Annotated in this window: 10 protein-coding genes; 5 read left to right on the top strand and 5 right to left on the bottom strand. The window is 55.5% G+C overall.

The features are described 5' to 3' along the window. Positions 1 to 218 precede the first annotated feature (218 nt). Entirely contained in the window at positions 219 to 977 is a 759-nt protein-coding gene (gene aroD / locus QZQ29_RS06920) for a type I 3-dehydroquinate dehydratase (protein WP_296961619.1), read from the bottom strand. 12 nt (positions 978 to 989) lie between these two features. Beyond that, on the bottom strand, positions 990 to 2,102 hold the full coding sequence (locus tag QZQ29_RS06915; protein ID WP_296961616.1) for a Xaa-Pro peptidase family protein: 1,113 nt from the start codon (positions 2,100 to 2,102) through the stop codon (positions 990 to 992). 900 nt (positions 2,103 to 3,002) lie between these two features. Between QZQ29_RS06915 and QZQ29_RS06910 the strand changes: the two genes are divergently transcribed. After that, positions 3,003 to 3,410: a hypothetical protein gene (locus QZQ29_RS06910; protein ID WP_296961613.1), complete on the top strand. Its 408-nt coding sequence runs from the start codon at positions 3,003 to 3,005 to the stop codon at positions 3,408 to 3,410. 196 nt (positions 3,411 to 3,606) lie between these two features. On the opposite strand, the gene QZQ29_RS06905 is transcribed toward QZQ29_RS06910, so the two are convergent. Genes QZQ29_RS06905 through QZQ29_RS06895 form a run of 3 tightly spaced genes read right to left on the bottom strand, consistent with a single transcriptional unit; the run spans position 3,607 to position 5,949 of the window. Continuing rightward, positions 3,607 to 4,506: a zinc ABC transporter substrate-binding protein gene (locus QZQ29_RS06905; RefSeq protein ID WP_296961610.1), complete on the bottom strand. Its 900-nt coding sequence runs from the start codon at positions 4,504 to 4,506 to the stop codon at positions 3,607 to 3,609. Next, entirely contained in the window at positions 4,503 to 5,294 is a 792-nt protein-coding gene (locus QZQ29_RS06900; RefSeq protein WP_296961607.1) for a metal ABC transporter permease, read from the bottom strand. Before QZQ29_RS06900 ends, QZQ29_RS06905 begins: the two co-directional genes overlap by 4 nt. Next, positions 5,281 to 5,949 (bottom strand): metal ABC transporter ATP-binding protein, encoded by a 669-nt coding sequence (locus QZQ29_RS06895; RefSeq protein ID WP_296961604.1) that lies wholly within the window; start codon positions 5,947 to 5,949, stop codon positions 5,281 to 5,283. Before QZQ29_RS06895 ends, QZQ29_RS06900 begins: the two co-directional genes overlap by 14 nt. Before the next feature lie 811 nt (positions 5,950 to 6,760). Between QZQ29_RS06895 and QZQ29_RS06890 the strand changes: the two genes are divergently transcribed. The 4 genes from QZQ29_RS06890 to nikC all read left to right on the top strand — a co-directional run bounded on the left by QZQ29_RS06890 (position 6,761) and on the right by nikC (position 11,862). Then, positions 6,761 to 7,186 (top strand): Hsp20/alpha crystallin family protein, encoded by a 426-nt coding sequence (locus QZQ29_RS06890; protein ID WP_296961601.1) that lies wholly within the window; start codon positions 6,761 to 6,763, stop codon positions 7,184 to 7,186. Positions 7,187 to 7,455: 269 nt separating this feature from the next. After that, positions 7,456 to 9,165: an ABC transporter ATP-binding protein/permease gene (locus tag QZQ29_RS06885; protein WP_296961598.1), complete on the top strand. Its 1,710-nt coding sequence runs from the start codon at positions 7,456 to 7,458 to the stop codon at positions 9,163 to 9,165. A 944-nt stretch (positions 9,166 to 10,109) separates the two neighbouring features. Further along, positions 10,110 to 11,033: a nickel ABC transporter permease gene (gene nikB, locus QZQ29_RS06880; protein WP_297040489.1), complete on the top strand. Its 924-nt coding sequence runs from the start codon at positions 10,110 to 10,112 to the stop codon at positions 11,031 to 11,033. A gap of 1 nt (position 11,034) precedes the next feature. Next, a complete protein-coding gene (gene nikC, locus QZQ29_RS06875; protein ID WP_296961592.1) occupies positions 11,035 to 11,862 on the top strand; it encodes a nickel transporter permease in 828 nt (275 codons plus the stop codon). Positions 11,863 to 12,187 lie beyond the last annotated feature (325 nt).

The following is a 12,187-nucleotide window of genomic DNA, read 5'->3' as shown; positions in this document are numbered from 1 at the left end:
GCGGAATTATAAAACTCATCGCCGCGAAGCGGCGATACCACAACCCTCGGGCCGAAGGCCCGTCAAACTTTAGAACCTTAAGAACCTTCGGGGCCAAAGGCGCCGCCCCCTTTGGTGCTAACGCACCACCTTTCCCCCTAAAGGGGGCACAATAAAATGGGGAGAACCCCTATGAACCCTCACGCCGAAGGCGTGTCCGGGGGGCCGCTCTGCGGTCCCTATTTATACAGTATTCCCAGCAGGGTCCTTGCTTCTTCCACGGTGAGCTGGCCAGGGGCGCTGGCTTCTTTTCCGGCGGCGAAGGTGAGGGGAGCGCCCAGGTTATTTCCTGCCACCCGGGTAAGGACGCCCAGGGGGCCCATGCCTATGGTGATGATGGGTGTGTTCGGGAAGAGTTCTCCCACCCGGGCAGCGGCGTTCATGAGGGCGGCGGTGTCGAGAGGTGTCTTGGGCATAACGGCGATTTTCAGGATATCGGGGCGGAAGGATTTCATATTTTCCAAAGTATCCACGATTTCCATTTCCGAAAGGGCCCTCTTAAATTTGTGATAGCTCATGAGGGTGGGAATCTTCTGCGCCCGGGCCCGGGCCATGAGGATTTTGGTGTCCATGGTTTCGTGGCCGTATTCGATGTCGATGATGTCGGCCCAGTGGGAGGAGAGGATGAGGGAAATGAGGCTCACGTAGTCGCCGCCCGGCGTTTTGTGGACACCGCCCTGGCTCTTGGTGCGGAGGGTGGTGAGAAGGGGCGTGTCCGGGAAACGGGAGCGGATGATGCGGTAGGCCCGGTCCAGGTCGGAGATGGCGCTGAAGTCTTCTTTGTTCAGCAGGTAGTCTACCCGCCATTCCAGCATGTCGGGGCGGCAGCTTTCCAGGGCGGCGCATTCCTTCTCCAGTTCGTCGAAGGATGGGGAAACGAGGGGAACGCAGATCTTTGGCCTGCCTTCGCCGAGAATCATATGTCTCACTTGAATCATAATTTTCTCCTTTCAGGAAATCCGCCAGCTGCGGGGAGCGTGGTTCAGTACTTCACAGCCCTTGTCCGTCACCAGCACCAGGTCCTCCACCCGGACGCCGAAGCGGCCTTCCAGGTAAATCCCCGGTTCGATGGAAAATATCATACCCGGCTGGGCAATGAGGGGCGAAGAAGCGCTTACTTCTCCTTCTTCGTGCTCTTTGAGGCCGATGAAATGGCCAAGCCGGTGGGTGAAGAAGGGACCATAGCCGCCGTCTTCGATGTGTTTTCTGGCGGCCCGGTCCAAATCGGAGAGAGCCATGCCCGGACGCACCAGAGACTCCGCCAGTTCGCCGGCCTCCCGCACCAGGTCATGCACCCGCTTCTGCTCTTCCGTGGGAGTGCCGGTGAAAAAGGTACGGGTCATGTCGGAGCAGTAATGGTCCTTCCGGCAGCCCATGTCAAAGAGCACCACTTCGTTTTTGGACAGCTTCGTGTCATCGGGCATGTGGTGCGGATCGGCGCCGTGGGGGCCGAAGGAAACGATGGGCGGGAAGGAAAAGCCTTCGGCACCTTCCTCTTTATAAATGGAAAGCAGCTTGTCCGCGCATTCCTTCTCTGTAACGCCCACATGAATCCAATGGGAAATCCGCTCCATGGCCCGGTCATTGATGAGAGAGGCCAGGCGCATGGCTTTGATTTCCTCCTCATCCTTCACCGCCCGAAGGCGGTCCACCAGGGGAGAACCGTTGGTAAAGGATAAATCTTTCCGAAGATTCATGAGGGAAAGAAGGAAATGGGAAGGCCAGGTCTTGTCCACGCCGGTCTTCCCATCCGGCAGAAGGGAAGAAAGGAGGGCGATGCCGTCTTCTCCATCGGCAAAGGAAATATCCGCCGGGTTTCCGGTGGCGGCGGCATCCTCCATAGAAAGGCCCATGCCTGACTTCAGTGGAAACAGACGGTTCCGGAGCCAAAAGGCGGGGTCCGCCTTCCGGATGACCAGCACCGTGAGCCGCTCTCCGGGGTGGATGATTTCGCCGGTGAGATAGAAGAGCGCCGCCGTCTCTGAAATGATCAGGGAAGAAAGGCCGCCTGCCGCCAGCCCCTCACGGACAGCGGCCATGCGTTTCTTATATATGTCTTTCATAGTATCACTCCTTAAGACTTTCTTAACTCTATTATATAGGAAATCAAAATTTTTGCTGAGAAAGTTTTTGAGGGGATGACAGATGGAGTGCTGTCGGCGAAGCGCTTACCGATGACGATGGGCTGTATTCCCAAATGCAAGAGGGGGAGGGTTGTGGTGGCGCCCTGTGGGGCGCCATATAAATGCTGCCTGCGGCAGCGCCCCCCCTTTTGGTGGCTGGCGTCACCACCTTTATGGGTGCTTGGCAGTGGTATCAGTCTGAGTTTATGGTAGTAACGAAAAGAAAACCATACAACCGGGCTTCGCCCGGGGAAAACAAGCCAACCGCCCTGACGGGTGATGGAAATGCACCCCTTCTGTCGCCTGTCGGCGACGTCTTCCCCGGAGGGGCAGATTTGCTCTATGCTTACCTGGAGAGACATGTGTCACATTGCAAAGTATCCATTGTCCCACCGCTTCAGCGGGGGGAAGGTGGTGCCGGAAGGCACCAAAGGGGGGGCGGCCGTAGGCCGCTAATCACCGTAATTCTGCTTTTGCCTATGAATCCCAAAGCAGCAAGCCGGACTTAGCCAGAAGCCGGCAGCCGGAAGCCGATTGCTTTTGGCTCTGCATGCAGCGGCTCTTTCCAGCTGACTGGTATTTAATGACAAATGATTCATATGCGGCATGTACCGAGATTCTTCGCCTGCGGCTCAGAATGACTGTGAGGGCGGGAAGGTTATACCGTAACGCTGACTATAAATTGCGGCGCCAGCCGCCACCACAACCTTCAGCCACGCAGTGGCGGTCAAACCTGAGAACCTTAAGAACCTTCGGCCCGCCAGGGCCGTCAACCCTCACGCCGCAGGCGTGTCCAAGGGCCGCGCAGCAGCCCCAAAGTATTTCCCACAAGGAGGAACCATGAAACACCGCATCATTCTATACACCGCCCTTCTGGCGGCAGGAATCCCTGCCTTTTTCGCAGAGGCCCACGGGCCCCATGATCATTGGGGCTATTCCGGAAGGAAGCCGACGATTTACTGCGTCATTCCCGGTCCCCACGGAGAACGGCCGGGGATGGACAAGTACTCCCACTCCGTGGTGCTGGTGTCGGTGGATAGGAATATGAAGCAGAAGGACATGGAGAAACTATGCAGGACCTATGGTTTGTCCATCCTTTACGAATACAAAAATTTCTCCATGTATGCCCTGCAGACGGAGGGGAATCAAAGCGATGAAGAAATGAACCGGCTGGTGGAGGGGCTGGAAAAAGAAAAAGGCATCCTTTCCGCAGAGCGGGACAGGATGCTGGTATTAGATGATAGATGATAGAAGATAGAAGATAGACACTATCCGCTGTCCGCTGTCCGCTATCCGCTTACCGCTATGTGACTGCTCCGCAGTCACCGCTGCCTTACGGCAGCGCCCCCCTTTGGTGGCTGACGCCACCACCTTCCCCCCAGCGAAGCTGGGGGGACAATAATAAAATGGGGAACCTTCTGAACCCGGGGCCGCTGCGCGGCCCCTATTTCATGGCCCCCTCAATCTTTTCCAGATTTTCCCTCATGGTATCCAGGTAGCTTTCGTCGTCTGCCTCTTCCAAAGTGGAGAGGGTCTCTGAACGGGCGCCGGCTTCTTCGGCCAGGGTCCTGGCCAGGGCGGGGTCCATCATTTCTTCGGTGAATATGGTTTTCACATCATGGGCGCGGCAGAAGCGGATGAGGTCTACCAGTTTCCGGGCCGGCGGTTCGCCGGTGGCGAAGGCGTCTTCCACGCTTTCCTGGGTGAGGGAGAAGTCCCTTGCCAGGTAGCCGAAGGCGGCGTGGCCGGTGACCAGTTCCCGCCGGGGCGCGTTTTCCAGCTTAGTCCTGTATTCTGCCTGCAGGCCGTCAATACCGGCGGCGAAGGTTTCGTAGTTTTTCATGAAGAGGTCCCTGTTTTCCGGGGAGGCGGCGATGAGGCCGTCCCGGATGGCACGGGCCTCTTCTTTGGCTTCCGAGAGGCCCAGCCAGGTGTGGGGGTCATAGCTGCCGTGTTCTTCGATTTCTTCTTCGTCTTCCAGAAGGATGGGGGGAATATGTTTCGATGCATTCACGGTGACCAGGTTATCGCTCCCCGCGCTTTGGAGGGCCTTGTCTGCCCAGTGTTCCATGCCCATGCCGTTGTAGACGAAGACCTTTGCCTGCTTCAGTTTCACCAGGTCCACCGCCCGGGGTTCAAAGTCGTGGGGCTCCGTGCCCTCCGGCACCATGACGGTGATGGAAACGGCATCGCCCCCTATGGCTTCTGTGAGTTTTTCCATGGCCGCAAAGGAAACCACCACAGGCACCTTTCCCGTTTCCGGCGGCGGTGCTTCTTTCCCGCAGCCTGCAAGGGCCAGCATGGTAAGGAAGAGGGCCATTTCTTTCTTGCAGTTCCATTTCATAAAAGCACCTGCTTTACAAAAATAGTGAAGAGGAGCAGGAAGGCGGCGGTCAGGGCGGTGACTCCGCCGGGGGCGGCGCCGATGTAGTAGGAAAGGAAGAAGCCGCCCAGAATGGAGAGGAAGCTGTAAAGAAGGGAGGCCAGGAAGGTGGTTTTGAATCCTTTCTTCAGCTGCAGGGCGCTGGCCACGGGGAGGGTAATCATGGAGGTAATCACCAGGATGCCTACGGAGCGGATGGATACGGACACGGCGGCGGCCACGAGGAAGGCGAAGAGGTAGTTCAGCCTTTTCACATGGACGCCGGCAATGCGGGAGGCCTCTTCGTCGTAGGTGATGTAGAGGAGCTGGTGGTAATTGACAATCACCGTCACCACGGCGAAGAGGCTGAGCACCGCGGTGACCGCCATGTCCATGGGGGACACGGTGAGCATGGAGCCGAAGAGGTAGGCGTCGGCGTTGGCGTGCAGGTGGCCGGAGCTGATGAGGGTGATGGCAATGCCTACGGAAATGGAAAGCACAATGGACAGGATGAGGTCCGTGTATTTTTTGAAATACTGACGGAGAAATTCGATGGAAAGTCCTGCCAGGGCGGTGAAGGCAAAGGATACAAGTACCGGGCTTTCCCGGAAGAGGAGGCCCAGGGTGACGCCGGCCAGGGAAGAATGGGCCAGGGTGTCGCCGATCATGGAGTACCGTTTCAGCACGATGAAAATGCCGATGCAGGGGCAGAGGATGGCGATGCAGATGGAAATGAAAAGAGCATTCTGCATGAAATCATAACTGAACATGGCCGCCCTCCTTTTTTATATATTCTTCAATATAATGGGATACGCTGCAGAGATGGCCCCTGCCGCCGTCCACATGGTAGAGGCCGGTGGATACCTTCCCTGCTTCCTCCATATTATGCTCCACCGCCAGCACGGTGAGCGCCTTTTCCCGGTTCAGCCTGGAGAGTTCTCCGTAAATTTCCCGCTGACTCTTTATATCCACGCCGGTGGAGGGCTCATCCAGAACGAGCAGGTCCGGACTTCCCATGAGGGCCCGGGCAATGAGTACCTTCTGGTGCTGTCCGCCGGACAGATTACCCATAAGTTCATGGGCATAATCCTCCATGCCCGTGACGGCCAGGGTATCCCTTATGGAAATGGATTTCAAACGGAGCAGCTTCCCGTAGGAGTGAATCACCTCTTCCACCGTAATGGGAAAGGCGTGGTCCCGGGAGGGCATCTGGGGCACATAGCCCAGGCGGCGGGCCTTTACGGAAATGGTGCCTTTCACTGGCGAGAGGAATCCCAGGATGAGCTTCAAAAGAGTGCTCTTCCCGCTGCCGTTGCTTCCTACAATGGAAATATAGGAACCCTTCGGCACATGGAGGGAAATATCCTCCAGAAGCCAGGGCTCCTTTCCGGTGTAGGAGAAATAAAGATGGTCTATGTCAAGCATGATGTCTCCTTTCTCAAAATAACTGTCCTGTTCTCATCATAGCATAGTCGGCAAGGGGAGGGGGAGAGTAGGAAATGGGGATTGGGGCATGGAGAGTGGGCTGGTAAGAGTCACTATCTGCATGTACCGAGATTCTTCGCTGGCGCTCAGAATGACGGTGCGGGGTGGGAGAATGGCTGCTTCGCAGCCATCCCCTTCCACCGCTCACGCGGTCCCCCTCCGCCCCGGTGGGAAGCGTGTCGCTGGATTCTCAGTCGTCTGCCGACTCCCTACGAATCCAGCTCCCTTGCCACTTGGCAAGCAGGGGGAGGCAAGAACGTAACGCTGACTATAAATTGCGGCGCCAGCCGCCACCACAACCCTCTGAACCCTTTGAACCTTCTGAACCCTTTGAACCCTCACGCCCGAAAGGGCGTGTCCAAGCCGCCACCACAACCCTCGGGCCAAAGGCCCGTCAAACTTAAGAACCTTCGCCCGCTTTGCGGGCGTCAAACCTAAGAACCCGTTCTTCACAACCTTTCTACACAACCTGCCGCCATCAGGCGGCCGCAACCTTCGGCCATTAGGGCCGTCAACCCTCACGCCTAGCGGGTCTAATCACAATAGTCAAAAAAGCAATATATAAATACCGAAAAATATGCAATAGTCAAATAAATAAAAAGAAAAGTCAAAAATATTTTAGCACTCTATTGACAGGAGTGCTAAAAGTGCTATACTATAGTTGTCAGGAGGAAAGGGAGCCCGAAGGGAAACCGGAAAGCCCCCGGACACCTGAACATTATAAAAAATACAAGGAAAGAGGTCTTTGATTATGGGCAGCTTGATTCCATTTGATGGTTTATTCGGTGACAGTGTTCTGGATCATTTCTTTGATGATATTCCTACGGTTTATAAAGATTATGTGGCTGTACCGAAGGTTGATATCGAGGATTTGAAGGACCGCTACGAAATCACCTGCGATATGCCCGGTTTCACCAAAGATGAAATCCATATCAATTACGAAAACGGTATTCTTTCTATTGCCGCTAAACGGGAAGACAAGAAGGAAACCAAGGACGAAGAGAAACATTATATCCGCCACGAAAGAGGGGCCGTTGGATTCTCTCGTCAGTTCTCTGTGAAAGGCATTAAGGAAGACGGCATCAAAGCCAGCCTGAAGGACGGCGTGCTGAAGATTGCTCTTCCGAAAGAGGATCAGAAGAAAGTAGAAGAATCCCATCGGATTTCCATTGACTGATGATTGTAAGTGTTGATTCCTGGTGATGCGAATGAAATTGATACCATCCATGTGACGGGACCTGCCGTTTGAAGCACGGTCAGGCGGCAGGAACCCAATCCTTTATTCCAATTGCTTTTCTTACAAATTATCTCCCTCCCAAATTCATAACTAACCACCCTTTAAGAAGGCCTCCGGAAAGGACATCCCCCCTTTCCGGAGGCCTTTTCTGTATGAGAAAGGGGCTCCTGTAGTATAATAAGGAATATTTCCCTATATAAGGAGGACCTATGGTTTCAGGACAGTGGAACCGGAAGACGGTGAGGGCTTTGTGGCAGCTCACGGCCCGGTATTGGAAGAGCGAAGAAAAGAAGAGCGCCTGGATGTATCTTCTGGGCATTATTATTCTCACCATGGCGGCGGTGTATATGACGCTCCTTTTGAACGACTGGTTCAATGAGTTTTACAGCGCCCTGCAGAATTATGACAGCGAAGCGGTGTACCACGGTCTCATCCGGTTCACCGCCATCGCCTTCGGGCATATCGCCTTTTCCGTGTATGCCTACTATCTGCAGCAGACCCTGGCCCTTCGCTGGCGCCGGTGGATGACGGAGAAATACCTCATCCGCTGGACCTCCCGCCACATGTTTTACCGGCTGGAAATGTTTTCCGGCGGCCGCTCGGATAACCCGGATCAGCGTATTTCCGAAGATATCAATCTCTTCACCACCCGCACCCTGTCCTTCATGTCCGGCCTCCTCCGGGCGGTGACCACCATTTTCTGCTTCATCTTCGTCCTCTGGTCCCTGTCGGAACCCCTGTCCTTTACCCTCTTGGGCATGACCTTCCACATTTACGGCTACCTGGTGTGGACGGCCCTGGCCTATTCGGTGATTGGCACCTGGATTACCCACAGGGTGGGGCACAAACTGGTGGGCCTCAATTTCGTGCAGCAGAAACTGGAGGCGGACTTCCGCTACGCCATGGTGCGGCTCCGTGAAACGTCGGAAAGCGTGGCCTTCTATCACGGCGGCGGAGAGGAAAAGAAAATTCTCTCCGGCCGTTTCCACAAACTTCTGGTGAATACGGTGTACATTATCCGAAAGCAGAAACAGCTCTCCTGGCTCACTAATTCCTATGGCCAGATTGCCATCATCTTCCCCTTCGTAGTGGCGGCGCCAAGATACCTGTCGAAAAATATTTCCCTGGGCGGCCTCATGCAGGTGGCCAACTGCTTCGGCAAGGTGCAGGAATCCATGTCCTACTTCGTGGACGTGTACTCCTCTTTGGCGGAATGGATGTCCTGCGTGGAACGACTGCTCACCTTTGATGAACATATGGACCGCATGCTTCTGGAAACGGAAAAGGAGCAGGGCCGGCTTTCGAGGAAGGAAGGGGAAGCGCTCACCCTGTCCCATGTGGACGTCCGCCTGCCCGACGGGAAAGAGCTTCTGGAAAATATTTCCTGCACCATTCATGAAGGGGAAAAGGTTATCCTCAAGGGCCCTTCGGGCTCCGGCAAATCCACTCTCCTCCGCCTGCTGGCGGGGCTCTGGCCCTTCGGGGACGGAGAAATCGGCCTTCCTCCTTCCGGCGAAACCCTTTTCATCCCCCAGAAACCCTACATGCCCATGGGCACTCTGGAGGAGGCGGCTTTCTATCCCAAGGGGAAAGGAAATCGGGAAGAACTGGTGCAGCTCATGGAGCAGTGCGGCCTCTCCCGCTGGGCCGCCCATTTGGAAGAGGAAGGGGACTGGAGCCACATCCTTTCCCTGGGGGAACAGCAGAAACTGGCCTTCGTCCGCATCTTCCTCACCCGCCCCCGCTGGGTATTCCTTGACGAAGCCACCTCCGCCATGGATGAAGAAACGGAAAACCGCCTCTACGGACTCCTGGTGAGTCTCCCGGGCATCACCGTCATCAGCGTGGGCCATCGGTCGACGCTGGATAAGTACCACAGCCGGGTGCTTCGGATAGAGAACGGCAGGCTGGAGGGGTAAGGGGCGCGGCTTTGCCGCAGGTTGTATAGAAGGGCTGCGTTCGCTGGCGCTCAGGGGGCGGAAATCCGGTTGTCTGATGGCCGCTGTCGGCTGTCGGCTATCGGCTGTCCGCTGTCGGCTGCCTGCTGCCGGCTATCGGCTGTCTGCCCTCCGCTTGTGACTGCGCCGCAGCCCGTAACGCTGACTATAAAACTCATCGCCGCCAAAGGCGGCGATACCACAACCCTCGGGCCGTTAGGCCCGTCAAACCTAAGAACCTTCGTCCGCTTTGCGGGCGTCAAACCTAAGAACCCTTTCGTTTACACCCCCTTCTACACAACCTGCCTGCGCCAGCAGGCCACAACCTGCGGCGGAGCCGCGCACCTTTGAACTCCCTGAACCCTCTGAACCCGGGCCGCGAAGCGGCCCTCTATATACTGCGGCGCCAGCCGCCACCACAACCCTCGGGCCAAAGGCCCGTCAAACCTAAGAACCTTCGTCCGCTTTGCGGGCGTCAAACCTAAGAACCCTTTCACTTACAACCCTTTTCCACAACCCTCTGAGGGGGCCGCTTCGCGGCCCCCTCAGGGGTCTTTTTTTTCATGCGTTAAACGCCAAAACAAACCATGAAATAAAATCATAGCATCATTAAATATTAGCAATACATGAATAAATATTAAATAATTTATTGCTAATAAGAAAATGTAGTGATATACTATTTTCATGAAAAGCCAATGATACCAGCAGAGTGAGACATTCCGCCAGAAGAATGCCGCCGGTATCGTTAGAGATTTAAAGAGCGCTGAGGAAACAGCTCTTTATCTGTTATGAGGGTAAAGTATGCATTGATTGTTGCTATTTCTACAAGGTCCCTGTTTCCGGCCTTGCTTTTTTCGTGCCTTTTATCAGTAGTTAGTTGACTAAAAAACGGGAGATGGTTGGATTTGAGAAAGAAAGAGTTAGTCATGAGGCTGGGGGAAATGGTGCTTGTCCTTCTGGGCATCAGCTTTATCACGTTCTGCCTGGTCATGCTGGCGCCGGGGGATCCGGTGCGGCAGATGATTGCGGGTAATGAAGATATCGTGGTGAGCCAGATAGAAATCGATGCGCTCCGTCATGAGCTGGGGCTGGATAAGCCCTTTATCTTCCAGTATCTGGACTGGCTGGGACGGGTGCTTCACGGCAATTTCGGCTATTCCTTCATGATGAAGAAGCCTGTGGTGGATGCACTTATGGGTGCCCTGCCGGCTACCCTCATTCTGGCTGCGGCTTCCACTCTGTTCATGCTTGTCTTTTCCATTCCCCTTGGCATTTATACGGCGGTAAAGAAAAACAGCTGGTTTGATTACCTCGTCCGGGGCTTCTCCTTCCTGGGCGTTTCGGTGCCGAACTTCTGGATGGGTCTCATGCTTCTCTGGATTTTCGCTTTGAAATTGGGCTTCTTTCCCATCGTAGGCGGCAGCATTTCTTTGGAGAACCTGATCCTTCCCATGGTGACCCTGGGCGTCGTCATGACGTCCAAGTACACCAGGCAGGTGCGGGCGGCGGTACTGGAAGAACTGAACCAGGACTACGTCATGGGCGCCAGGGCCCGGGGCTTTTCTGAGTCCCACATCCTCTGGAAGGAAGTGCTTCCCAATGCCATGCTTCCCCTGGTGACGCTTTTGGGGCTGGCCTTCGGATCCCTCCTGGGCGGCGCAGCGGTGGTGGAAATCGTATTTTCCTGGCCCGGCCTGGGATATATGGTGGTGGAAGCCATTACGTACCGCGATTTCCAGACGGTGCAGGCCATTGTGCTCTGGATTGCTTTCATGTACATGGTGATTAACCTGGTGGTGGATCTGTCCTATCGCCATCTGGATCCAAGACTTCGGAAAGGAGGCCGGTAATATGGAGAATCTTTGGAAAGGACTGAAAGAACATAAAACTTTCCGCTTCACCACCCTGCTGGTGGCGCTGCTCATAGCTCTGGTGGTGCTGGCGCCGGTGATTGCTCCCTATAATCCCCTGGAAGCGGTCATGAAGGACGCCAACCAGGCGCCCTCTATGGCCCATCTTTTCGGAACGGATAAGCTGGGACGGGATGTGCTCTCCCGCATCCTTTACGGCGGTGCCTATTCCCTCTCCAGCGTGCTGGCCCTGGTGGCCATCATCTTCTGCGTAGGCACCTTCCTGGGCCTTGTGGCCGGTTACTTCGGCGGCATCATTGATACGGTGATCATGCGCATTGCGGACATGATGATTTCCTTCCCCGGCGTCATCCTGGCCATTGCCATTGCCGGCATCATGGGCGGCAGTCTGGTGAATGCCATGATTGCCTTGACCGCGGTGACCTGGACCAAGTATGCCCGCCTGTCCCGGTCCATGGTTTTAAAAATCAGGAAACGGGACTTCGTGGACGCTGCCATCGTCAGCGGCGGCACCAGCTCTCATATCCTCTGGTCCCATATCATGCCCAACGTGGTGCCTATCCTTGTGATTACAGCGGTGTCCGACATCGGCGCCATGATGATGGAACTGGCGGGGCTCTCCTTCCTGGGCTTCGGCAGCCAGCCGCCGGCACCGGAATGGGGCCTCATGCTGAACGAAGGCCGCCAGCAGCTGCAGACAGCACCCTGGCTCATGATTTTCCCGGGCCTTGCCATCTTCATTTCCGTGGTCATCTTCAACCTCTGGGGCGATGCGCTCCGAGATGTGCTTGACCCGAGGGATAACTAGTAGGCTAGTGGGCTGGTGGGACAGTGGGATGGCAGTCCGCTATCCGCTTACCGCCGACAGGCAGCTAATCACCATAATGTGGTTTTTGCTTATGAATCCAAAAGCAGCAAGCCGGCAGCCTGCAGCCGATTGCTTTCGGTTCTGCATGCAGTGACTTCTTCCCGCCGACGGGCATTTATTGGCTTTCCCTCACTTACGATTCTTACTGCGCGCATTCTGCATAGAATGCGCGAGTCGACCAAAGTTGGCCCTTAGCCTGCCCATAAGAGGGCTTTCCTTTTGGCTGGCCGACCGGCCATTCTTCACTTCGTTCAGAATGACGGGT

Source organism: uncultured Dialister sp. (genome assembly GCF_900538805.1).
In the GTDB taxonomy this organism is placed as follows: domain Bacteria; phylum Bacillota; class Negativicutes; order Veillonellales; family Dialisteraceae; genus Dialister.
The sequence above is the reverse complement of the archived record's forward strand: the minus strand, read 5'-3'. Positions and strand labels throughout refer to the sequence as shown.